The following is a 23,481-nucleotide window of genomic DNA, read 5'->3' as shown; positions in this document are numbered from 1 at the left end:
GAGGGGCGCGCGACTGCAGGGGCCGGGACGCCTCGGTCAGCGGCCCCCGTCCCGGGTGACGGGCGACCCGGCACCGGCGCTCGCGGCGACCGGCGCGGCGGCAGGCGCGACCGGCGCGGCGGTCGCGGCCCGCCCGCCCGTGTGCGCGGGGACTCCTCGGGCGAGCGCGGCACGGTAGTGCGCGACGGTGCCGCGCGCGGCCTGCTCCCAGGTGAAGCGTTCCAGCACGCGGGCCCGTCCGGCGGCCCCGATCCGGGCGCGGAGCCCGGGATCGCGCAGCAGGCGGCCGAGCGCGGCGGCGAGGGCGCCGGAGTCGCCGGGCGCCACCGCCAGGCAGGTCTCGCCGTCCGGGCCGGCGACCTCCGGCAGCGCGCCGCCGGTGGTGGCGACGAGCGGCGTGCCGGTCGCCATGGCCTCGGCGGCGGGCAGCGAGAAGCCCTCGTACAGCGACGGGACGCAGGCGACCTGGGCGCCGCGTACGAGGTCGGCGAGCTCGGCGTCGCTGATGCCCTTGACGAACCGGACGGCGTCCTGGAGCCCGTGCTCCGCCAGGGCCCGGGCGACGGGGCCCTTCTCGGGGCGGCGGCCGACGACGACCAGGTGCGCGTCCGGATTCCCGGCGCGCACCTCGGCGAGCGCCTCGACCAGGTGGACCAGGCCCTTCAGCGGCACGTCGGCACTGGAGGTGGTGACGATGCGGCCGGGCACTTCGGGCACCGCGGGGTCGGGGGCGAAGAGCCGGGTGTCGGCGCCGATGTGCACGACGTGGACGCGGTCGTCGCGCACGCCCAGGTGGTCGGTGATCTCGCGGCGCGAGGAGCCGGAGACGGTCAGCACGGACGGCAGCCGGCGGGCCACCCGGCCCTGCATCCGCGTGAATCCGTACCAGCGCCGTACGGACGCCCGGCGGCGCCGCGTGGGAGCGGCGTCCAGCTCGAGGCGCCGGTCGACGGTGATGGGGTGGTGGACCGTGGTGACCAGGGGCAGGCCGAGCCGTTCCAGACCCAGCAGGCCGTAGCCGAGCGTCTGGTTGTCGTGCACAACGTCGAACGCGCCGTGGCGCGCGGCGAGATGGCGGCGGGCGCGGAGGGAGAAGGTGAGCGGCTCGGGGAAACCGCCGGTCCACATGGTGGCGACCTCCAGCAGGTCGATCCAGTCGCGGAACTCCTCGCGGCGCGGCGTGCGGAACGGGTCGGGCTGCCGGTACAGGTCCAAGCTGGGCAGCTCGGTGAGCGTGACGCCCTCGTCGAGTACCGGATACGGCTGCGCGCCGATCACTTCGACGTGGTGCCCGAGCCGGACGAGTTCCCGCGAGAGGTGGCGTACATACACGCCCTGGCCGCCGCAGAACGGGTTCCCCTTGTAGGACAGCAGCGCGATTCTGAGCGGCCGTCCGCCGTCCTCGGCAAGCGGCCCTCCGGTGGGTCCGTGAGCGCGAACAGCGGTGTCGTGCACGGCCTCTGCGGTCATTCACGACCCCCTTCGTCACTGCGCTCTCGCCGGAGCGTAACCGCTCGCGCTAGGGTGGAACAAGTTTCAGGTTTGTTCCGCCCGCCTCCGCCCGCGGCGCTCGCCGCCGGGCACGTTCCCAGAATCTACCGGCCGGTCACTTTCCCGGGGCGGCCACAGCGGGTGATACGCACCACGAGGTCACGAGAGTCGCGAGAGCACGAGAGCCACCAGGGGGACGGCATGACGGCACGGGCGAAGCCGCCCGCGGCGGCGCGCACCGCGCGGCAGGAGGAGCGGCGGCGGCGCATCCTGGAGGCCACCGAACGGCTGGCCCGCCGGGGCGGGTTCGACGCGGTGCAGATGCGCGAGGTGGCGGAGCTGTCGGAGGTCGCGCTCGGCACGCTGTACCGCTACTTCCCCTCCAAGGTCCACCTGCTCGTCGCGACCATGCACGCCCAGCTGGAACAACTGCACACCGCCCTGCACCGGCACCCGCCCGCCGCCCAGGACCCGCCGGCACGGGTCGCGGAGACCCTGATGCGCGCCTTCCGGCAGCTGCAACGGGAGCCGCTGCTCGCCGACGCGATGGTGCGCGCCCTGAACTTCGGCGACCGCTCGGTGTGCGGCGAGGTCGACGCCGTGTCGGAGCTGACCACGGCGATCGTCCTGGACGCGATGGGTACGACCGGCGAGCCGTCGCCGCGTCGGCTCTCGGCAGTCCGCGTCGTGGGTCACACCTGGCACTCGGCGCTGGTCTCCTGGCTCTCCGGCCGCGCCTCGATCGCCCAGGTCACGGAGGACGTCGAGACCGTGTGCACGCTGCTCGCCGCGGACGGCACCGACAGCGCCGGGGGCGCCTCCGGGGGGCCCGGTTAGAGTGGACGCGGAAGTGAACGCCTTCGATCGGGGGAAGCCGGTGCGATTCCGGCGCTGACCCGCAACCGTGAAGGTGCCCGTGTGCACGTGCGTACGTCCCCGGTGGGGGCGGAGGACGTGACGCCGGGCCCCTGAGCCGGAGCGCCCGGTCGCAGGCGAGGCTCCCGGAGCCGCACGGCGCGGCGCCGGCACCCCAGGGCGCCCGGCGCGGCGGGCGGCCCCGGCACCGTCGAGGTATGCGGAGCTGAGCCCGGTGTGCCGTCACACGTCGCGAGACGCGCGGACAGGTGCGGGGCGCGCGGCTGCGTGGACCACCCACCGTGTGAAGGCTCACCGAAAGGCACCGTCATGTTCCTGCGCCGCAGCGCAGCGGCCCTCGCCGCCACCACCGTGCTCTGTGCGGTCGCAGCCCCCCTGGCGGCCGCGTCCCCCGTCACCGCGCCGGGCGGCGCACCGGCGGCCGCCGGCAAGGGCGACGCCGGCCTGCACGGCGAGGCCGACCCGACGTACGACGGTGTGTGGCGGCAGTCCCTCGCGCTGCTCGCCCAGGACACCGCCGGGGTCACACCGGCGAAGAAGTCCGTGGGCTGGCTCGCCGCGCAGCAGTGCGACGACGGCTCGTTCGCCTCCTACCGGGCCGACCCCGGCGCGCCGTGCGGGAAGAAGACCGTCGCCGACACGAACGCCACCGCGGCAGCAGTGCAGGCGCTGTCGGTGCTCGGCGGTCACGGCGACGCCGTGGGCAAGGCCGTGGACTGGCTGAAGTCGGTGCAGAACGACGACGGCGGCTGGGGCTACAACCCCGGTTCCCCGTCCGACGCCAACTCGGTGTCCGTGGTGATCGGCGCGCTGGAACAGGCCGGACAGGACCCGGAGCGGACGACCGCCGGGAAGAAGGACGCCACCCCCTACGACGCCCTGCTCGGCCTCCGGCTCGGCTGCGACGCGAAGGCGGGCGAGCGCGGGGCGTTCGCCTACCAGCCCGACAAGAAGGGCGCACTCGCGCCCAACACCGACGCGACGGCGGCCGCCACACTGGCCGGCGAGGGTGACGGATTCGTCGTCGAGCCGCTGGAGCAGGACGAGAACGAGGCCGTCGAGGCGCTCGCCTGCGGCGGAGGCGGCGGCGACCGCAAGGACCCGGAGGACGCCGCGGAGGCGGGCGCCGCGTACCTCACGGGCGTGCTGAAGAAGAACGACTGGCACCTGATGTCGGCCCTCCCCGGCTCGGAGGACCAGCCGGACTACGGCAACACGGCCGACGCGGTGCTCGCGCTGGCCGCCGGCGGCCACGGCGACGCCGCGCGTTCCACGGTCGGCTGGCTGGAGAAGCACCACGGCGACTGGGACGAGCACGCCTCGTCGCCCGCCGCACTCGGTCAACTGGTCCTCGCCGCGCACGCCACCGGCACCGACCCGCGCGACTTCGGCGGCACCGACCTGGTGAAGCGGCTCAACGCGACCGGCCCGGAGCCGGCGGCGGTGGAGGAGCCGAAGTCCCAGGCCGAGGAGGAGAAGGAGGACGACGGCGACACCGTCACGCTCGTCTCCACGGTGGCCGCGTTCCTGGTGGCCGGCATCGGCATCGGCATCCTGCTGAGCGGACGCGGGAAGCGGAAGCAGTGAGCGGTCTGCTGCCCCGCCGGGCCGGCGGGGGAAGCGGCCCACGGCGGCGGGCTCCGCTGCGGGCGCTGGTCGCGGCGGTGCTCGGGGCCGGGATGCTGGTGTCGGCGGCCGTACCGGCGCAGGCCGCCGGGTACCGGTACTGGTCGTTCTGGGAACGCACGGACAGCGCCTGGACGTACGCGCGTCAGGGCCCGGCCGCGCTCCGGCCGGCCGACGGCGACGTGCTCGGCTTCCGCTTCTCCGTCAGCGAGAACTCCGGGGACGCGGCGAAGCCGCGCGGCCCCGCCGGCTTCCAGGAGATCTGCGGCGGCACGGCGGCCGAGGACGGCACCAAGCGGATCGCCCTCTCCGTCGACTTCGGCACCGCCGAGGACGCCCCGAGCGGCGAACGGCCGCCGGAGAGCCGGACGGCCTGCGCGCGGGTCGCGGAGGACGCCACGGCCGCCGACGCGCTCGCCGCCACGATGAAGCCGCTGCGCTACGGCTCGTCCGCGCTGCTGTGCGCCATCGACGGCTACCCCGGGCGCGGCTGCGGCGAGGAGGTGTCCGCGGACGGCGCCCCGGAGTCGCAGCCGGAGCCGGGCTCCGGCGCGGCGGACGCCGACGCGCGGGACGGCGACGACGGCGGGACGGCCGTCGGCGTGGGTGTCGGCGTGGGCGTGGTCGTCGCTCTGGCGGCGGGCGCGTTCTGGCAGACCCGACGCCGCCGCGACTGAGGACGTGCCTCCCGTGCCCTCCCCCGCCGACCGGTCTCCCGGCCCGCGCCCGACCCCGCGTCGCGGCGCGGCGTGGGGCGCGGCGTGGGGCACGGCGTGGGGCACGGCGCTGCGCGCGCCGCGGGCGTCGCGGAGCAACGCCCTGCACGCCGGGGCGTGGTGGCTGTGGGCGCTGGGGCTGGCCGTGGCCGCGTCGCGGACGACGAACCCGCTGCTCCTGCTGCTGCTGGTCGCCGTGGCCGGCTACGTCGTGGCCGCCCGGCGCACCGACTCGCCGTGGGCCCGCTCGTACGGCGCCTTCCTCAAGCTGGGGCTCCTGGTTCTGACGATCCGGCTGCTGTTCGCGTTCGTGCTCGGTTCGGCCGTGGGCGGCACCCACGTTCTGGTCACCCTGCCCGAGGTGCCGCTGCCCGACTGGGCGCAGGGCGTACGCATCGGCGGGAGGGTGACGGCGGAGGGCATGCTCTTCGCGCTGTACGAGGGCCTCAAGCTGGCCACCCTGCTGGTGTGCCTGGGTGCGGCCAACGCGCTGGCGAACCCGGCGCGACTGCTGAAGTCCCTGCCGGGCGCGCTGTACGAGGTGGGCGTCGCCGTCGTCGTGGCGATGACGTTCGCGCCGAACCTGGTGGCGGACGTGCTGCGGATGCGCGCCGCGCGACGGCTGCGCGGCCGGGACGACCGGGGCGCGCGGGCACTGCTCCAGGTCGGACTGCCCGTGCTGGAGGGCGCGTTGGAGCGCTCGGTGGCGCTGGCCGCCACCATGGACGCCCGCGGTTACGGCCGCACGGCGCAGGTGCCGCCCGGGGTACGACGCCTCACCGCCGCCCTGACCCTCGGCGGCCTGCTCGGCGTCTGCGCGGGCAGCTACGCGCTGCTGTCCGCGACCGGTGCGGTGTACGGCACCCCGCTGCTGGCCGGAGGGCTGCTGATCGCGGTCGTCGGCTTGCGGCTGGGCGGGCGCCGCAGTCTGCGCAGCCGGTACCGGCCCGACGTGTGGGGGCTGCGCGCGTGGCTGGTGGCGGGCTCCGGCGCGGCGGTGGCAGCACTCACCGTCTGGGCGGGCGCCGAACTGCCCGCGGCGATGCACCCGCCGGTGGTGCCGCCGACCGTACCGCCGCTGCCGCTGTGGCCCGCGGCCTCCGTCCTGCTCGGCCTGCTCCCGGCGTTCGTCGCGCCGCTGCCCGCCGGGAGGAACGGCCCGGGCACCGGGGCGCGCGGCGCCGGAGAGGAGGCCGCACCGGAGACCGGGGCGGCGGAGACCGCCGGCCGACTGCGCCCGTCACGCCCACGCCCCGGCACCCGCGCGGACGCGACGCGACGCGCGGCCCGCGAGCCGGCCCCGTACCCCGAGGAGCCTTCCCAGTGATCCGCTTCGAGCAGGTCGGCGTCACCTACCAGGACGCGTCGCGGCCCGCGCTGCAGGGTGTGGACCTCACCGTCCCCGAGGGAGAACTGTGCCTGCTGGTCGGCCCTTCGGGTGTCGGCAAGTCGACTCTGCTGGGCACCGTGTCCGGACTCGTCCCGCACTTCACCGGCGGCACGCTGCACGGCCGGGTCACGGTCGACGGACGCGACACCCGCACGCACAAGCCCCGTGAACTGGCCGACGTGGTCGGCACGGTGGGCCAGGACCCCCTGGCCCACTTCGTCACCGACACCGTCGAGGACGAACTCGCCTACGGCATGGAGTCGCTGGGCCTCGCGCCGGAGGTGATGCGGCGGCGCGTCGAGGAGACCCTGGACCTGCTGGGCATCGCGGCACTGCGCGAACGGCCGCTGACCTCGCTGTCCGGGGGCCAGCAGCAGCGGGTGGCGATCGGCTCCGTCCTCACCCCGCACCCCCGGGTGCTGGTGCTCGACGAGCCGACCTCCGCGCTCGACCCGGGCGCGGCGGAGGAGGTGCTGGCCGTGCTGCAGCGCCTGGTGCACGACCTGGGCACGACGGTGCTGCTGGCCGAACACCGCCTGGAGCGGGTGGTGCAGTACGCCGACCAGGTCCTGCTGCTGCCCGAACGCGGGGCGACGCCCCTGCTCGGCACCCCGGCGGCGCTGATGGCCGACTCGCCCGTGCGCCCTCCCGTGGTGGACCTGGGCCGGCTGGCGGGCTGGTCCCCGCTTCCCCTCTCCGTCCGCGACGCGCGCCGCCGTGCCGCCCCGCTCCGGGAACGACTGGCGGCGTACGCCCCCACGCCGGACTCCCGCACGCCCGAACCCGCCACGCCGGGCTCCAGCACGCCGGACGGGGCCGTGTCCCGGGAGCCGGGCGAGGGCCCGGCACCCGCAGGGGCGGGCGGCACGGAGTCGCCGGTCCCCGCGGCCGTCTCACCCCGGGGCCCGGCACGGTTCCTGTCGTTCCGCCGCCGACGCGGCGCCCTTCCCGGACCGCCGTCGGCTCACAAAGGCCCACGCCCCGGAGACGGAGCGGCCGCCCAGGCCGTCGGGATCACCGTGCGACGCGGGCGGGCCGAAGTGCTGCGCCGGCTCGACCTCACCGTGCGCGCCGGGGAGACCGTGGCGCTGATGGGCCGCAACGGAGCCGGCAAGTCCACCCTGCTGCGCACCCTGGTCGGCATGCACGAACCGGCCGCCGGCGCGCTGCACGTCGGCGGCGCCGTCCCGCACCGCACGCGCCCCTCGGCACTGCTGCACCACGTCGGGCTGGTCCCACAGGACCCCCGTGACCTGCTCTACGCGGACACCGTCGCCGCGGAGTGCGCCACCGCCGACCACGACGCCCGCGCGGCCGACGGCACCTGCCGGAACCTGGTCGAACGGCTGCTGCCCGGCGTTCCCGGGGACACCCACCCCCGCGACCTGTCCGAGGGGCAGCGGCTGGCCCTCGCGCTCGCGGTGGTCCTCACCGCCGCGCCCCCGCTGGTGCTGCTCGACGAGCCCACCCGCGGCCTGGACTACGCGGCCAAGGCCCGGCTGGTGGGGGTGCTGTGCGAGTTGGCCGGCGCGGGCCACGCCGTCGTACTGGCCACCCACGACGTCGAACTGGCCGCCGAGATCGCCCACCGCGTGGTGATCCTGGCCGACGGGGACCTGGTCGCGGACGGCCCGGCCGCCGACGTGGTCACCGCCTCCCCCGCGTTCGCCCCGCAGCTGGCCAAGGTGCTGGCGCCGCAGCGGTGGCTGACGCTGCGGCAGGTCCGTGACGCGCTCGCCCGGTCCGGCGGAGGTGCCGTATGACCCGCGCCGGTGCACGGGGACGTCAGGACGTACCGGCGCGGAAGGGCGGGCGGGCCCGGAAGGACGTACCGGCGCGGAAGGACGCACAGGTCCGGCCCGTGCGGCTGGGGCCGCGTGCGGTGGCCGCGCTGGTGCTCGTCTCCGCGATCGGCCTGGCCGCGATCGGATGGCCGCTGCTCGCCGACGCGCGGTCGGACCTGGTCCGCGCCGCCGCCGACGCGCCCTGGCTGTTCGCCGCGCTGCTGCCGCTGCTGCTCGCCGTGGCCGTCGCGACCGTCGCCGACTCCGGGCTCGACGCGAAGGCCGTCGCCATGCTGGGCGTCCTGGCGGCCGTGGGCGCCGCGCTGCGTCCCCTGGGGGCGGGCACGGCGGGACTGGAGCCGATGTTCTTCCTGATGGTGCTCTCCGGCCGGGTCCTCGGACCCGGGTTCGGGTTCGTGCTGGGCGCCGTGTCGATGTTCGCGTCCGCGCTGCTGACCGGCGGCGTCGGGCCGTGGATGCCGTACCAGATGCTCTGCATGGGCTGGGTGGCGATGGGCGCCGGCCTGCTTCCGGGACCGGACACCCTGCGCGGACGGCGGGAGCTGTGGATGCTGGCGGGGTACGGCGCGGTCAGCGCCGTCCTCTACGGCACCCTGATGAACCTCCAGGGCTGGGCGATCTACAACACCGGCCTGCCCCCCGGCCTGGCCTTCGAGCCGGGGGCGCCGGTACAGGAGAACCTGGCTCACTTCACGGCGTTCGTGCTGGCCACCTCGCTCGGCTGGGACCTGCCCCGCGCGCTGCTGTCCGCCGTGCTGACCCTCGTGCTGGGCGCGCCGCTGCTCAAGGCGCTGCGCCGCGCCACCCGCCGCGCCGCCTTCGACGCCGCGGCCGCGTTCGAGGCACCCGCGACCCCCCGCGGCCGGTAACCGGAGGCACGGACGTGCGCCCCGGGTGGATACTGCCGCGATGCCCACCGACGACCCGCGCTCCGCCTCCGGGTTCACCGACGCCGACGCCGCCGCTCTCTACGACGTGCTGTGCCCGTGGGACGCCCGGCGGTGGCCGGGCGACGCCTTCTACGAACCGCTCGTCCTGGCCGCCGACGCGGTCCTGGACGTGGGCTGCGGCACGGGCGCCATGCTGCACGCCGCCCGGCGGCACGACCACACCGGCCGCCTGACCGGCCTCGACCCGGACCGCGCGTCACTCGAGCGGGCCCGGCGCCGCACGGACGTGGAGTGGGTGCGCGGCACCGCCGCCGAGGCCGCGTGGGACGCCGAGTTCGCGCTGGCCGTCATGACCGGCCACGCGTTCCAGTGCCTGGTGTCCGACGACGAGTTGCGCGCCTCGCTCGCGGCGGTGCGCACCGCCCTGCGGCCGGGCGGGCGCTTCGCCTTCGAGACCCGCCACCCGCAGGCCCGCGCGTGGGAGCGATGGAGTCCGGAGCACGCGACGGAAGTGGTGGACGCCCTCGGCCGCCGGCTGCGGGTGTGGCACGAGACGCTCTCGGTCGGCGACGGAGTCGTCACCTTCACCGAGACGACGGCCACGCCCGGCGGGCGGGTGCTGCGCCGCGCGACCACCGCGCTGCGCTTCCTCGAACCGGCCGCGCTCGACGCCCTTCTGCGCGCGGCGGGCTTCACCGTCGAGGCGGTGTACGGCGACTGGGACCGCGGCCCGGTCACCGCGGAGAGCCGCGAGATCGTCACCGTCGCCCGCCGCCCGTGACCGCCGCCCGCCGCCCGTGACCGCCGACGCGGTCCGGGACGCCCCGTTCGGCGGAGGCGGGGCGTGGGCTCGCCGCCGGGCGGCCGGCGCGGTGTGAGGATGGGCCGATGGACGACGGCACGCGGAGAGCCGGGAGCCGGACCGGCGGCGCCGATCCTGCGGCGGAGGTGCCGCGGGAGCGGCTGATCACCCTGACCGACGGGGTGGTGGCCATCGCCCTGACTCTGCTCGTCCTCGACATCCGGGTGCCCAAGGGGCTGAGCGGGCGCGAACTGGACGCCGCGCTGGACGACGTGTGGTCGCAGATCGCGACGTTCCTGCTGAGCGCGGTGGTGATCGCCGTGTTCTGGCGGGCGCACCACGTCTCGATGCGCCGCGCGGTACGGATCGACTCAGCTCTGTTCTGGCTGAACATCGCGTTCCTGGTGCTGGTCTCGCTGATCCCCTTCCCCACCTCGGTCCTGGAGGACTACTCGGACCGGACCGTCGGGCCCGGCCTGTACGGGACGGTCGTCGGGCTCGCGGCGCTGCTGCTGTACGCGATGGAGGCGCACATCCACCGTTCCACAGGTGTCGCGAGCCTGCGCAGCGTCCCGCTCCCGGCTCAGGCGGTGGTGTTCCTGGTCTCCGTGGGCATCGCGGTCGTCTCGCCCCTCGCCGCCCTGTGGAGCTGGGCCGCGACCGTGCCGCTGGCCTGGGCCGCCGACCGGTACGCGAGCCGCGCCGACCGTACGGGGACCGGTCAGCCGTAGCCCTTCCGCCCCGGGCGCCGGTGCGGGGACCGGAGCGGTGGAGGACGCGGAAGCGGTCGGGGGCGTGGCGTCCGGGTCGTCGAGAAGGCGTCCGGCGGGCAGACCGCGGAGCCGGAAGAGCACGCGCTGCAGCCCGTATCCGGCGGCGACGACGACCGCTCCGCCGAAGGCGTCCAGCAGGTAGTGGTTGGCGGTGGCCATCACCACGTAGGTGGTGAGCAGCGGGTAGGCGACGCCGAGCGCCCGCAGCAGCCGGTTGCGGGTCATGGACACGAGGACCACCCCGCACCACAGCGACCAGCCGACGTGCAGCGAGGGCATGGCCGCGTACTGGTTGGACAGCGCCGTGAGCGCGCCGAAGTCGGGGTCGGAGAGGTCCTGCGGGCCGTGCGCGGTGTCCACGTAGCCGAGCCCGGGCATCAGCCGCGGCGGGGCGAGCGGGTAGAGCCAGAAGCCGACCAGGCCGAGGAGCGTGGCGAAGCTGAGGGCCGTGCGGTGTCTTCGGTACTCCCCCGGCCGGCGCAGGTAGAGGATCACCAGCAGGGTGACGGGCACCGCGTAGTGCAGCGACTGGTAGTAGACGTTGCAGAGGGTCTCGAGCCACGGATGGGCGACGGCGAAGCGGTTGAGGGCGTGCTCCCAGTCGAGGAGGAGCACTCCTTCGACGTCGAGGATCTCCAGCCCGTGGCCCTCGGCCGTGCCGCGGGTGTCGGGGGCGTGGCCGCGGATGACGGAGTAGACCCAGTACCCGACGCGGATGAGCAGCAGCTCCAGCAGCAGGCTCGGGCGGCTCAACGGCCCGGTGCGCACCGGGTCGTTCCAGGAGGGCGAGTCACGGGTGAGGAAGGGAACCGCGCCGGCGGTCAGCAGGGCGACGATCAGCGGCGCGTGGTCCCCGACCGCCATCAGCGGCGGGACGTGCGGCAGCAGGGCGCTGCCGTCCAGTGTCATCACCGCGACGACCAACACGGGCCACATCACCCGGTCGCCGCTGCGCCGGCCGATCCGGCCGGCCACGGCGAGCAGGATCCAGAGCTGCTCGTGCTGCCAGGCCGCGGGCGACACGGCGACCGTCGCGCAGCCGGTGACCGCGGCGGCGAGCAGCGGCTGACCGTCCCGGACGTAGAGCGCGGCACGGCGCACGGCCAGCCAGGCGACACCGGCGGCGAGCGCGGCGAACAGCACGATCTCCAGCGGCCCGTGCAGGCCGAGCCGCAGCAGCGCGCCGTGCAGGGACTGGTTGCCGAGCGCGTCGGAGGGGTCGGCGAGGCCCGTCCCGCCGACGTGGTGCAGCCAGTAGGTGCGGGAGTCCGCGGGCATCAGGCTCCAGGCAAGCACCGTGCAGGCGGCGAACGTGCCCGCGGTCGCCCCGGCCGCGGCGCGCCGGCCGGTCATCCACAGCAGGGGCACGAACAGCAGCACGGCGGGCTGGAGTGCGGCGGCCAGGCCGATGAGGACGCCGGCGGCGCGCCGGTCGGCGGCCGTGCGCTCCCCCGCGCCCAGGGTGAGCCAGCCGAGCAGCACCAGCAGGACGGGCAGGGCGCCGCTCTGGCCGAGCCCGAACGTGGAACGCACGGGGGTGGAGACCAGGAGCACGCTCAACGCCGCGGGCACCACGAGCAGTTCGGTGCGCCGGCCGAAGCGGTCCGGCAGCCCCCGCACGGCCAGCACGGCCACGGCGGCGACCAGCAGCATCGAGACGGCCGTCCACCCCGCCCCCATGCCTCCGTCGGCGGCGCGCCGCAGCGGCGTCAGGACCAGGCCGGCGAACGGCGTGCCGGTGAACGCGTCGTCGGCGTAGGACGATCCGCCGGCCCCGGGACCGGCGTCCGGAGCCGTCCACGGGAAGAGACCGGACTCCCAGGTTCCGGATCGCGTGCTCAGAGCACCCGCGACCTCGCGCACGGCGAGCGCCGCCGCCAGCAGCCACAGCGCGACCAGCGCCGCCCCCCGTCGTGCGCCGAGCCGTCCGAAGGCCGTGACCGGCCGGAATCCACTCGCCGTTCTGCTGCCGGCTCGCTCTCCTGACGTATCCGTCACGCCCCGCCGTCTCCCCTCGTCCCGATGTCGTCGCCCATCCTGTGCCCTCCGGCAGGACGCAGGCCACCCCGCGGTCACCTGACGGTGGCCCGAACGACCCGGCCGGCGGGGCTGTTCCCGGCCGCGCGCGGCCCGGCGTGGCCGGTCGGCAGGGGTGGCCGGGGTGCCGGGCGCGGGCGACCGCGGCGGCTGCGGCGGCTGCGGCGGCTGCGGCGGCTGCGGCGGCTGCGGCGGCTGCGGCGGCTGCGGCAGGATGGAGGGCATGAGCGTCGTGAAGATCAACGTCCTGACGGTGCCCGCGGAGCAGCGCGAGGCGCTGGAGCAGCGGTTCGGCGCCCGGGCCGGGCTCGTGGAGGCCGCGGACGGCTTCGAGTGGTTCGAACTGCTGCGGCCGGTGGAGGGGACCGACCAGTACCTCGTCTACACCCGTTGGAGGGACGAGGACGCCTTCCGGGCCTGGATGGAGGGCCCGATGAAGGCCGCGCACCAGGGCGGGGGCAGCGGTGAGCGGGCGCGCCCGGCCGCCACCGGCTCCGAGGTGTGGTCCTTCGAGGTCGCCCAGCAGGCCGCCCCGAAGACGGACTGAGGCTCCAGCGCGCCGGGACCGGGCCGGGGAGGACGGCGTCCCCGCGACGGGGCGGCCCGGAGCGGCGACCATGTGGGGAAGCCGTGCGTGCCGCAGACGGGAGTGAGGTGACGCCATGGCCTCCCCGACCGGGCCGTCTGACGCCGAAGCCGCCGGGCCCGGTGACGCCTCCCGCCCGGGGCGGTCGTTCTGGCCGGCCCTGGGGGCGCTGCTGCTCGGCATGCTGCTGGCGGCACTGGACCAGACGATCGTCGCGACGGCACTGCCGACGATCGTCAGCGAGCTGGGCGGCCTGGACCACCTGTCCTGGGTGGTCACCGCGTATCTGCTGGCCGCCACCGCCGCGACGCCGCTCTGGGGCAAGCTGGGCGACCAGTACGGGCGGAAGAAGCTCTTCCAGACCGCGATCGTGCTCTTCCTGGCGGGTTCCGCGCTGTGCGGGGTGGCGCAGGACATGGGCCAGCTCATCGGCTTCCGCGCCCTCCAGGGGCTCGGCGGCGGCGGCCTGATGACGCTGTCCATGGCGATCGTCGGCGACCTCGTCCCGCCTCGCGAACGCGGCCGCTACCAGGGCCTGTTCGGCGCGGTCTTCGGCACCACCAGCGTGCTGGGGCCACTGCTGGGCGGCTTCTTCACCCAGCACCTGGACTGGCGCTGGGTCTTCTACATCAACCTGCCGTTCGGCGCGCTGACGCTGGTCGTCGCGGCGACCGCGCTGCACCTGCCGTCCCGCCCGCACCGGCACCGCATCGACTACCTCGGCACCCTCCTGGTCGCCTCGGTCGCCACCTGCCTGGTGCTGACGGCCTCGCTGGGCGGCACCACCTGGCCGTGGCTGTCCTGGCAGACCGCCGCGCTGGTGGTGACGGCGGCGCTGCTGCTGGTGGTGTTCGTCCGCGTGGAGCGGCGGGCCGTCGAGCCGGTCGTCCCGCTGACGCTGTTCCGGGTGCGGACGTTCACGCTGTGCTCGGCGATCGGCTTCGTCGTCGGCTTCGCGATGTTCGGCGCGCTGACCTACCTGCCGACGTTCCTCCAGGTCGTGCAGGGCGTGTCCCCCACGATGTCGGGGGTGCACATGCTGCCGATGGTCGCGGGGATGCTGCTCTCCTCGACCCTGTCCGGACAGCTCGTCAGCCGCACCGGCCGGTGGAAGGTCTTCCCCGTGCTCGGCACGGCGGTGACCGGCGTGGGCCTGCTCCTGCTGCACCGCCTGGATCCGGCCGTCTCCACCTGGGAGGCGAGCGTCTACTTCACCGTCTTCGGCCTCGGCCTCGGCCTGGTCATGCAGGTGCTGGTGCTGGCCGTGCAGAACGCCGTCGGCTACGAGGACCTGGGCGTCGCCACGTCCGGCGCCAGCTTCTTCCGCTCGGTGGGCGCGGCGTTCGGCGTCGCCGTGTTCGGCACGCTCTTCGCCGGGCGGCTCGGCGACGAACTGTCCGCCGCGCTGCGCGGCCGGGCACTGCCGCCGGGCGTCTCCGTGGACGGTCTCCAGGAGGACCCCCGCGGCGTCGCCGCACTGCCCGCGCAGGCCCGGAGCGCGGTGCTGGAGGCGTACTCCACCGCCATCACCGACGTCTTCCTCTTCGCCGCGCCGGTGGTCCTGGTGGCGTTCGTGCTCTCGCTGCTGCTGCGGGAGGACCCGCTGCGCGGCAGTGTCCGCACCCCCGAGGCCAGCGAGACGCTGGTCACCCACCCGGTGGAACGGTCCTCCGCCGACGAGGTGCGCCGCGCGCTGTCCGTCCTGGGCACCCGGGAGGGGCGCCGCGACCTGTACGCGCGGATCGCCGACCGTTCGGGGGTGGAACTGCGCCCCGCCGCGTGCTGGATGGCGCTGCGGATCAGGCGCTACGGCTCGGTGGAACCGGCGCTGCCGGCCCACCGCGCCGGGTTGCCCCGGGCCGTGGTCGCGGAGGCGGCACGGGAGCTGGAGGAGCGGGGGCTGGCGCTGCGGGAGGGTGTCCCGCTGGTCCTCACCGCGGCCGGGTACGACGTGGCCGAACGGCTCGCCGCCGCGCGCGAGGCCTCGCTCGCCGAGCTGCTCGGCGACTGGTGGACGGCGGACCGCCCGCACGAACTGAGCGAGCTGGTACGCGAACTCGGCCAGGAGCTGAGCGGTTCGGACGAGGAATTCCCGCGAACACCGGAAGGCCGGTCCTGAGCCGTGCGGCGACGCCGGCGGCGGGCAGGCGGGCCCGCCAGCGGGCGGGTCAGGCGGGAAGGCGGAGGGTGAAGACGCCGTCCCCGGTGGCGGCGACCCGCAGACCGGTGAGGTCCGGCACGACCAGGTCGGGGCCGTGTTCGGCGGCGCGCGGACCGACGCCGACGACGCGCATCCCGGCGGCCTTCGCCGCGGCGATCCCGGCGCCGGAGTCCTCGAACGCGAGGCAGTCCTCCGGGGCGTGACCGAGTTCTGCGGCGCCCTTGAGGAAGCCTTCGGGGTCGGGCTTGCTCGCGCTCACCGACTCGGCGGTGACGCGGGTCTCCGGCAGCGGCAGCGCGGCCGTCCGCATCCGGGCGGTGGACAGCGGCGCGTCGGCGGACGTGACCAGCGCGTGCGGCACGGCGGCGGCACGGAGGGCGGCGAGGAAGTCCCCGGCGCCGCCGACCGGAACGACCCCGTCCATGTCGGCGGTCTCGGCGGCGAGCAGCTCGCGGTTCTCCGCATGGTTGCGCTCCATCGGGCGGTCCGGCAACAGCGCGGCCATGGTGGTGTAGCCCTGACGGCCGTGTACGACGGACAGCACGTGCGCCTCGTCCAGACCGTGGTCGCGGGCCCAGCCGCGCCAGACGCGCTCCACGACGGCGTCCGAGTCGACGAGTGTCCCGTCCATGTCGAGCAGCAGCGCGCGGAACGTCGGCGTGGTGAGGGGCATGCGGCGGTACTCCCGTCGGCGGGTGGGCGAACGGTGCGGCGCGTACGGCGTACGCACGGGGGCGCACACGCCGTACGGCGAAAAAGATGGTCCCGCCCCTCCGGGTCAGGGACACGGGGCGGAACCACTTTGTTTCTACACGATACAAACAACGTCCCCGTCACGCCAGTCCGGTCTCCGGCAAGACTCCGCCCGACGAAGACGGGACCGGGAGAGCCACCGGCCGGGGAGCACCGCACCGGCGCGCCGTCAGGCGGAGACGGCCTCGTAGAGGCTGTACGCGCCGAGGGCGGCCATCACCACCGCAGCCACCTTGGTGATCAGCCCCAGCGGCACGTACTTCATCAGCGTGCGGCCGCCGACGATGCCGAGCGCCGCCACCGTCCACAGAGCCAGCAACGCGCCGACACCGACCGACAGCCAGTCGTCGTAGCGCGCGGCGAGATTGGCCGTCATGATCTGCGTCAGGTCGCCGAACTCGGCGACGAGGATCAGCGAGAAGCCGCTGCCGGCCACCTTCCAGAAGGTCTGGTCGGCGGGCTTCCTGGCCTGTTCCTCGTCCCCGCCCTCGTCCTTCTTCAGCAGCAGGAACGCCGCCCCCGCGAGGAAGAGCAGGCCGACGAAGGCGTCCACCAGGCGGATGGGCAGCAGGGTGAGGACGCTTCCGGCCGCGAGGGCCAGCGCGACGTGCACCGTGAAGGCGGCGGCGACCCCGGCGAAGACGTACGACGCGCGGTAGCGGGTGCCGAGCACCAGCCCGGCCAGAGCGGTCTTGTCGGGCAGTTCGGCCAGGAAGACGACGCCGAAGGTCACGGCGGCGGTGGTGGGACTGAACACGGGGGCGGGTTCCTCGATCGGTCGGGCTGCCGGAGCCGTCGGTGACCGCGAGACGCGCACACTTCGGCCCGGCAGCGTGCGGTCATGCGGTCGTGCAGACATGGCTCACGCTGCGGCCGAAGGTCTCGCTGGCGCGTACGGGCCCCGCAGGTACGGCGGGCCGCGCGCGCTCCGGGCGCCGGGGCGGTGGGACGCGGAACACGTCCGCGAGCCGCCCAGTGTGTCGACGGTCCGGCGAAGAGCTACTCCCCTTCGATCGCGTGCCAGGGTACGCGATACATCCGCCCGCGCGCGATCAGCTCCAGGACGGCGGCCACCGCCACCGTCTGCGCCAGCATCAGCGCGACGAGGACGAAGAGCTGCACCGCCCCCGCCATCAGCGGGGAGGCACCGCCCAGCAGCATGCCGACGAAGGCGCCGGGGAGTGTGACGAGCCCCACCGTCCGGGTCTGGTCGAGGCCGGGGACCAGGGCCCCGACCGCCGCCGGGCGGGCGATCTCCAGCCGTGCCTCACGGGCCGGCAGGCCCAGGGACAGTGCGGCCTCCACCTCCCCGCGGCGTGTCCGCAGCTCGTCCAGGGCGTGCCGGCCCGCCAGCGCGGTGGCGGTCATCGTCCCGCCGATGAGGATGCCCGCGACGGGCACCAGCGTGATGCCCCGCAGCGGCACGAGCCCGGTGAGGAGTACGACGACCAGCACCGGCCCGACACCCGCACCGACCGGCGCCGCCGCCCACCACCAGGTGCGGTTGCCGGTGATCCGGCGGCCCGCGGTGCGCACCGCGACGGCGTACATCAGGAACACGAAGGCGAGCAGGGTCGGCACCGCGCCGATCACCCACCCGATGAGCAGCGACACCGCCCCCAGCTGCACGGTTGCCCGCACTCCGGCCAGCGCGACGGCCCGCGCGTGGCGGCGTCCGTCGGCGTGTACGAGGTGCGCGGCGGCGCCGACGCCCATCGCGGCGAGCAGCAGGACCGCCAGGACGACGCCGAGCGTGCTGTTCACGGGCAGCAGGGCGTCGGCGGCGAGCACGCGCGTAGCCTACGGCGCCGGGGCCGCCCGCGCGCTCGGGGAACTACCGGGCGGCCCGGTCGTTCCGTACGGTGTCGAGCGTCTGAAGGGAGGCCGGGATGCCCGAGCTGCGCCTGGGTCCACTGCTGCGGTATGTGGACGAGGACACCGCCACCGTGTGGGTGGAGACCGACCGGGCCTGCGAGGTGGAGGTGCGCTGCGTCCCCGGCCCGGAGGCCGCGGGAGGCCGGAGCCGGACGGTGGACGGGGGCACCCCCGCGGGCGGCGGCGCCCGCACCTGGCAGGTGTCCGGGCACCACTACGCGCTGGTGACCGTCGTCGGCCTGGAGCCCGGCACGCGGACGCCCTACCAGGTGCTGCTGGACGGCGAACAGGTCTGGCCGCTTCCCGATGCCGCGATGCCGCCCAGCCTCATCCGTACGCGCGCCCCGGACGGCGCGGATCCGCTGCGGGTGGCGTTCGGCTCGTGCCGCTGGGCGGCGCGCCCCGCGGACAGTTCCCACCACTCGGTCGGCCCGGACGCGCTGGAGGCGCTGGCCCGGCAGATACGCGCGGACGGCGAGACGCCGGACGTGCTGCTGCTCCTGGGAGACCAGGTGTACGCCGACGAGACGTCGGCGGGGATGCGGGCGCGGCTGGCGGAGCGCCGCGACCTGGACGAGCCGCCCTGGGGGCAGGTTGCGGACTACGAGGAGTACACCGAGCTGTACTACGAATCGTGGCTCACGCCGGAGGTGCGCTGGCTGTTGTCGACCGTGCCCACCTGCATGATCTTCGACGACCACGACGTCATCGACGACTGGAACACCAGCGCCGCCTGGCGGCGCGACATCGCGGAGCACCCCTGGTGGCGGGAACGCATCCTCGGCGGCCTCACCTCGTACTGGGTCTACCAGCATCTGGGCAACCTCAGCCCGGGCGAGCTGGCCGAGGACCCGTTGTTCACCGCCGTCCGCGGGGCGGAGGACGGTGCGGAGGTGCTGCGCAAGTTCGCGGCCGAGGCCGACGCGGACCCGGCGTCGTTCCGCTGGAGCTACCGCAGGGACTTCGGACGCGTACGGCTGCTGATGGCCGACAGCCGGGCCGCCCGCGTGCTGGACGAGCAGAACCGGGCGATGCTCGACGAGAGCGAGTGGGCGTGGCTGCGCGCGCAGGCCCTGGAGCCGGGCTGCGATCATCTGCTGATCGGTTCGTCGTTGCCGTGGCTGCTGCCGCCCGCCATTCACGACACCGAGGCGTGGAACGCGGCGCTGTGCGCCGGGGCGCGCGGCGAGGCGTGGGCGCGCCGCGGAGAGAAGCTGCGCCGGGCCGGCGACCTCGAGCACTGGGCCGCGTTCCCGGAGTCGTTCCTGCAGCTGGCCGACCTCGTGGCGGAGGTGGGCGGGGGCCCCGACGCCCCGGCGACCGTGTGCGTGCTGTCCGGCGACGTGCACCACGCCTACCTGGCCGAACCGCACTTCGCCGAGCCCCGTTTCGCCCGGCCGCCGGACTCCCGCGTGGTGCAGCTCACCTGCTCACCGGTGCACAACAGCATCCCGAAGTACATGCACTGGGGCTTCCGCTTCGGCTGGAGCCGCGCGGGCCGCCGGCTGGGCAGGCTGATCGCCCGTCACGCCCGGCTGCCGAAGCCCGCGCTGAGCTGGGACCGTACCGGGGGCCCCTGGTTCGGCAACCATCTGATGACGCTCGCGCTGCACGGCCGCTCGGCCCGCCTGGCCCTGGACCGCGCGGATTCGACGGCTCCCGCCCCGGATGCCGGGCCGCAGCCCGGGGCACTCCTGTCCCGGGTGCTGGAGCGCGAACTGTCCCCGCCCGGGGAGGGCTGACGCGCCGACACGGGCACACCCCGTGCGCCCCACCCGTCCCCGCGGCCCCGTGCGCGCGTAGGCTGTCCCCCAGGTAATCGGGGAGCCGACGGCAGTCGAACGGGGGCAGGACTGTGCAGGAGAACGTGGATGCCCTGCTGGGTACGCCGTGGGTCTACGCGCTGATCACGCTGTCCGTCCTCCTGGACATCTGGCTCCCCGTCCTGCCCAGCGGCGTGCTGGTCATCGCCGCGGCCACGGCGGTGGCGGGCACCACGGCGGCGGAGGCGGCGGAGGTCGCCGGCACCGCGGGAGCGGCCGGAGCCGCACGCGCCGCGGAGGCGGCGACGCACCTCCCGGAGATGCTGGCCCTCGTACTCTGCGCGGCGACCGCGTCCGTCCTGGGCGACCTGCTGGTGTACCGCCTTGCCTGGCGCAGCGGCTCGTGGTTCGAGCGGGCCGTGGCGCGGTCGCGCCGCCTGACGGTCGCCCAGGAACGGCTCGGTCAGGCGCTCGTGCGTGGCGGCGGAGCGCTGGTGGTGCTCGCCCGGTTCGCCCCGGCCGGGCGGTCCGTGGTCAGCCTGACGGCGGGCGCGGCACACCGGCGGGCGAAGGAGTTCGTGCCGTGGTCGGCCCTGGCGGGGCTGGCCTGGGCGGCGTACAGCGTCGGCCTCGGCTGGTTCGGCAGCCAGTGGCTGGGGGCGACCTGGATGGGCGCGGCGGTCTCGGTGCTCGCCCTTTTCGCGGCCGGGTCGCTGGCGGCGTACGTGATACGCCGTTCGCCGGCCGCCGCCCCGACGACCGGCACGACCGGCACGACCGTACCGGCCCCCGCGGGACCGGCGGCCGTCGAGTCCCGTCCCGCGCGCACCCACGCGGGCGCGCCCACGGGTGCGGCCGGGCCTGCCGCACCGACGCGCCGGGGCTGACGGCCGGTCACCGGCCCGGCGCTGCGGGGCCGCGGTAGCCGGCGAGGATGCCGGTGTACGCCCAGTCGCGCTGGCCGACGCCCGAGCAGGTGTCGTCGGAGGGGTACCGGTCGTCCGGGCACTTGCGGTCGCGGTTGACGGACCAGAACGACAGCCGTCCCAGCCCGGTGCGCTCCGCGTACTCCACGAGCCTGCGGAAGTCCCGGACCGTCACCACCTCGCCGTGACCGGTGATTCCGGCCATGGTCGACACGCCCACGTGCCGATACGCCTCGGCCCGGCCGTACCCGTAGGACCGCTGGAGGCGGGCGCGCAGCCCTTCGGCGGCCCGCACGGTGAGGTCGCCCATGTCGCGGCCCCAGCCGGCCTCGCCGAAGGCGAACGGCATGATCGTCCACACGTCCGGTTCCAGTCCCTCCTCCGCCGCCCGGCCGATCAGCCGCGCGTCCGGGCCCTCCGGACCCGACGGGAGGGTGACGTAGAGCGTCAGGCCGGGGTTGGCGGCCACGACGCGGCGCAGCGCAGCGACGGTGCGGGCGCGGACCTGCGGATCGCGGTAGGCCCCCGTCTCGATGTCCACGTCGATCGCGGAGAGGCCGTACGCGTCGATGACCTCCTGGTAGGCCTCGGCGAGCGCGCGCGCCGAGGGGCAGGACCGCTCCAGCTTGTGGCCCAGCCCGCCGCCGAAGGAGGCGACGACGTCGCCGCCCGCCGCACGGACGGCCTCGATCACCCGTTCGTCCCGGCCTCCGGTGAGCGGCCGCACGCCGTCCCAGCGGGGCGTGCAGGTGCCGCTGCTCAGCACGAACGCCAGGGTGAACCACCGCACCCCGGTCGCCTCCATGACCTCCACGGGATCGGGCGGGGTGCCCCAGCCGAGCGACAGGTACGGGGAGACGGGACCGGGCCGGCCGGGTGTACGGGCCGGTGCGGCGGCTGCCGTCCCGTCGGTCGCGTCGGCGGGCGGCGCCGTGGCGGGGAGGACCGTCGGGAGCAGCAGCAACGTGAGGAGGGCGGACGCACGGAGCAGGGCACGGCGACGCGGCACGCGGATCATGCACGGAATGTAGCCGCGAGCTCACGTGCGGCCACCGGCGGCGCGCCGCACGCGTACGCGGCGGGTCCGCCGGGACCCGGTGCACGGGTCAGCGAGTGCGGCGGCCCGGGACGGCGTCGGGGCCACGCCGGGCGGACGGCGGCCGGACGCCCTTCCCGGGCGAACCGTCCGACTCGGGGGCGACGTCGACCGGCGGCCACACCGGGCGGTGCTCGTCGGGCACCCTGTCGAGAGCGGCACCCACCGTCGGCACGACCAGGAAGCGGTCGCGCACCTTCGTCTGGTCCAGGAGCTGGAGCAGCCGGTTGCCGACCGACGCCAGGATGAGCCGGCCGTCGAGACGGCGGCAGAGCCAGTCGAGCGCGAGCAGGCAGTTGAGACCGCGCGAGTCGCAGAACGTCAGGGCCGTCAGGTCCAGCACCAGGTAGAGGTGCCCGCTGTCGACCAGCTCCCCCGCGTCCGCGAGGAACCGCTGCTCCGTGTGCACGTCGAGTTCCCCGGCCGCGCGCAGCAGCGCGCACCCGTCGGTCGCGACGAGCAGCGTCAGATTGAGCCGCCTGCTCTTCTCGGACATCGCACCTCCCTCGGTCTCCCCCTGGCAGGGTACGTGCGCCGGGCCCCGGTTCCGCGCAGCACCGGGCGGCCGGGGGCTCCGAAGGAGGTCGGAGGGTGTGTGTCACTCCTCACTGACGCGCCCCTCGGCCCCGTCCGAGGCGCGGGCGACCGGAACTCCCGGGCGCGCGGGCGCGCGGCTTCGGAGCACGGTTCCGCCCGCCGGCGTGCCCGGCGCGTGCGCGGGCGGGCGCCGGTGGTCACCACACCGGATCAGTCGTGCGGGATGACGGCCACCGGCACCACGGCGTGGTGCATGACCGCGTGCGTGACCGGACCGATGTACGTGCCGACCCGGTGCGTGTGCGGTCGGCGGCCGACCACCAGCAACGCCGCGTCGGCGGCCTCCTCCACCAGCTCGGCCGCCGGAGGTCCGACGAGCGTGCGGCAGTCGGCCTCCACCGTCGGGTGACGCTCCTGCCAGGGGCGCAGGTGGGAGCGGAGCCGTTCGGTCTGCTCCTCGATCATGCGGGCGTCCGCCGCAGGCGCCTCCCGCCGGTGCCGGAACCGGTGGGTCGGGGGCGCCTCCAGGCCGTACCGGACGCGCAGCCGCGCGGAACGGCGTGCGGCCGCGTCGAAGGCGAAGTCCAGGATCTCCCGCGGCGCCTTGTCGGGCTTGAGACCGACCACCACGTCGCCCTTGCGGTCCACCGCGTCCTCGCCCTTCGGCGCGCGGACGAGAACCACCGGGCAGCGGGCGTGGGCCACCGCGGGAAGCGCCGCCGAGCCCACGAAGAACCCGCGCAGTCCGCCCAGGCCGCGGGTGCCGAGGACCAGCAGGTCGGAGCGCGACGCGATCTCGTCGAGGACGTTCGCGGGGCGGCCAGCGACGACCTGCGAGGTGAGCCGCAGCCCCGGATGCCGGCTGCCGACGGCGGCGGAGGCCTCCTGCACGACGCGCTCGGCGTGGTCGATCTCCACCTGGTCGTCCTGGAGCTGCGAGAACGGGTACACCCCGGTCTCGTGGACCTGCACGATCTCCAGCGTCGCGCTCCGGCGGACCGCCTCCGCGGCCGCCCAGTCGAGTGCCGCCCGGCTCTCACGCGAGCCGTCCAGTCCCGCCGTCACGGTGTGGGACATCGTCTACCTCCTCCGGCCAGAGGCTCCGGTGGCGCATGTCGCCGCCTCTCCTCCAGGATGGCGCGACACGGCCTGCGGCGCGCGCGGCGTACCGACCTGCCAGGGAGTCTCCAACCGGGCCGCCGGACGGCACGCCGACGCCGTGTCGGGGCCGCGATTCACCGCCGGGCCGCCTAGGCTGCTGGCGAACCGGAACGGCGGGACGGGCCCGGGAACGGTGGCGTCAGCGGCCCCGGAGCATTCGGACGACGAGCCGGGAACCGGCCGGCTCGTCGTAGCACGACCCCGACCGAGCGGGAGG

At 75.5% G+C, this 23,481-nt stretch carries 19 protein-coding genes and 1 pseudogene; 12 read left to right on the top strand and 8 right to left on the bottom strand.

All coding sequences use genetic code 11. The annotated features are described in order from the left end of the window. Positions 1 to 36: 36 nt before the first annotated feature. On the bottom strand, positions 37 to 1,470 hold the full coding sequence (locus K304_RS27440; RefSeq protein WP_051307919.1) for a glycosyltransferase family 4 protein: 1,434 nt from the start codon (positions 1,468 to 1,470) through the stop codon (positions 37 to 39). A 222-nt stretch (positions 1,471 to 1,692) separates the two neighbouring features. On the opposite strand from K304_RS27440, the gene K304_RS0105475 reads away from it, so the two are divergent. The 8 genes and pseudogenes from K304_RS0105475 to K304_RS33880 all read left to right on the top strand — a co-directional run. Next, positions 1,693 to 2,328 (top strand): TetR family transcriptional regulator, encoded by a 636-nt coding sequence (locus tag K304_RS0105475; protein ID WP_027762926.1) that lies wholly within the window; start codon positions 1,693 to 1,695, stop codon positions 2,326 to 2,328. 348 nt (positions 2,329 to 2,676) lie between these two features. Beyond that, positions 2,677 to 3,954 (top strand): SCO2321 family membrane protein, encoded by a 1,278-nt coding sequence (locus K304_RS0105470; protein WP_027762925.1) that lies wholly within the window; start codon positions 2,677 to 2,679, stop codon positions 3,952 to 3,954. Positions 3,955 to 4,046: 92 nt separating this feature from the next. After that, the gene (locus K304_RS0105465; RefSeq protein ID WP_106965531.1) at positions 4,047 to 4,670 is read left to right on the top strand and encodes an SCO2322 family protein; all 624 of its coding nucleotides are present in this window, start codon (positions 4,047 to 4,049) and stop codon (positions 4,668 to 4,670) included. Between the two features lie 109 nt (positions 4,671 to 4,779). After that, positions 4,780 to 6,036: a CbiQ family ECF transporter T component gene (locus K304_RS0105460; RefSeq protein ID WP_027762923.1), complete on the top strand. Its 1,257-nt coding sequence runs from the start codon at positions 4,780 to 4,782 to the stop codon at positions 6,034 to 6,036. Continuing rightward, positions 6,033 to 7,862 carry an ABC transporter ATP-binding protein gene (locus tag K304_RS0105455; RefSeq protein WP_027762922.1) on the top strand — a complete coding sequence of 610 codons (1,830 nt, stop codon included), beginning with the start codon at positions 6,033 to 6,035 and terminating at the stop codon, positions 7,860 to 7,862. The genes K304_RS0105460 and K304_RS0105455 overlap by 4 nt, the downstream gene beginning before the upstream one ends. Continuing rightward, positions 7,859 to 8,773: an ECF transporter S component gene (locus K304_RS27435; protein WP_037789318.1), complete on the top strand. Its 915-nt coding sequence runs from the start codon at positions 7,859 to 7,861 to the stop codon at positions 8,771 to 8,773. Before K304_RS0105455 ends, K304_RS27435 begins: the two co-directional genes overlap by 4 nt. Positions 8,774 to 8,813: 40 nt before the next feature. Then, positions 8,814 to 9,575 (top strand): class I SAM-dependent methyltransferase, encoded by a 762-nt coding sequence (locus K304_RS0105445; protein ID WP_027762921.1) that lies wholly within the window; start codon positions 8,814 to 8,816, stop codon positions 9,573 to 9,575. A 107-nt stretch (positions 9,576 to 9,682) separates the two neighbouring features. Further along, positions 9,683 to 9,961 (top strand): annotated as a pseudogene (locus tag K304_RS33880) (TMEM175 family protein); the annotation flags it as partial. 6 nt (positions 9,962 to 9,967) lie between these two features. Here the strand turns inward: K304_RS33880 and K304_RS27430 are convergent. Further along, positions 9,968 to 12,367: a bifunctional glycosyltransferase 87/phosphatase PAP2 family protein gene (locus K304_RS27430; protein ID WP_486591578.1), complete on the bottom strand. Its 2,400-nt coding sequence runs from the start codon at positions 12,365 to 12,367 to the stop codon at positions 9,968 to 9,970. 262 nt (positions 12,368 to 12,629) lie between these two features. On the opposite strand from K304_RS27430, the gene K304_RS0105430 reads away from it, so the two are divergent. Continuing rightward, entirely contained in the window at positions 12,630 to 12,953 is a 324-nt protein-coding gene (locus tag K304_RS0105430; RefSeq protein WP_027762919.1) for an antibiotic biosynthesis monooxygenase family protein, read from the top strand. Between the two features lie 115 nt (positions 12,954 to 13,068). Further along, on the top strand, positions 13,069 to 15,111 hold the full coding sequence (locus K304_RS0105425) for an MDR family MFS transporter (RefSeq protein WP_037789316.1): 2,043 nt from the start codon (positions 13,069 to 13,071) through the stop codon (positions 15,109 to 15,111). Between the two features lie 49 nt (positions 15,112 to 15,160). Here the strand turns inward: K304_RS0105425 and K304_RS0105420 are convergent, their stop codons facing one another. The 3 genes from K304_RS0105420 to K304_RS0105410 all read right to left on the bottom strand — a co-directional run bounded on the left by K304_RS0105420 (position 15,161) and on the right by K304_RS0105410 (position 17,697). Then, positions 15,161 to 15,826 (bottom strand): HAD-IA family hydrolase, encoded by a 666-nt coding sequence (locus K304_RS0105420; RefSeq protein WP_027762917.1) that lies wholly within the window; start codon positions 15,824 to 15,826, stop codon positions 15,161 to 15,163. A gap of 249 nt (positions 15,827 to 16,075) precedes the next feature. Next, positions 16,076 to 16,663, bottom strand: coding sequence for a TMEM165/GDT1 family protein (locus tag K304_RS0105415; protein ID WP_027762916.1), 588 nt, complete (start codon positions 16,661 to 16,663; stop codon positions 16,076 to 16,078). 242 nt (positions 16,664 to 16,905) lie between these two features. Continuing rightward, positions 16,906 to 17,697: an ABC transporter permease gene (locus tag K304_RS0105410; RefSeq protein WP_027762915.1), complete on the bottom strand. Its 792-nt coding sequence runs from the start codon at positions 17,695 to 17,697 to the stop codon at positions 16,906 to 16,908. Positions 17,698 to 17,795: 98 nt separating this feature from the next. On the opposite strand from K304_RS0105410, the gene K304_RS0105405 reads away from it, so the two are divergent. After that, a complete protein-coding gene (locus K304_RS0105405) occupies positions 17,796 to 19,523 on the top strand; it encodes an alkaline phosphatase D family protein (RefSeq protein ID WP_027762914.1) in 1,728 nt (575 codons plus the stop codon). Between the two features lie 125 nt (positions 19,524 to 19,648). Next, positions 19,649 to 20,431, top strand: a complete 783-nt coding sequence (locus K304_RS27425) for a DedA family protein (RefSeq protein WP_486591577.1) — start codon at positions 19,649 to 19,651, stop codon at positions 20,429 to 20,431. 7 nt (positions 20,432 to 20,438) lie between these two features. Here K304_RS27425 and K304_RS27420 read toward each other — a convergent pair whose 3' ends face one another. The 3 genes from K304_RS27420 to K304_RS0105385 form a co-directional block, all read right to left on the bottom strand. Further along, positions 20,439 to 21,488, bottom strand: a complete 1,050-nt coding sequence (locus K304_RS27420; protein ID WP_051307915.1) for a chitinase — start codon at positions 21,486 to 21,488, stop codon at positions 20,439 to 20,441. Between the two features lie 88 nt (positions 21,489 to 21,576). Further along, positions 21,577 to 22,062: an STAS domain-containing protein gene (locus K304_RS27415; protein WP_078528591.1), complete on the bottom strand. Its 486-nt coding sequence runs from the start codon at positions 22,060 to 22,062 to the stop codon at positions 21,577 to 21,579. 251 nt (positions 22,063 to 22,313) lie between these two features. Beyond that, positions 22,314 to 23,180, bottom strand: a complete 867-nt coding sequence (locus K304_RS0105385; RefSeq protein ID WP_027762913.1) for a universal stress protein — start codon at positions 23,178 to 23,180, stop codon at positions 22,314 to 22,316. Between the last annotated feature and the right edge of the window lie 301 nt (positions 23,181 to 23,481).

Source organism: Streptomyces sp. CNS606, assembly GCF_000426325.1.
The sequence above is the reverse complement of the archived record's forward strand: the minus strand, read 5'-3'. Positions and strand labels throughout refer to the sequence as shown.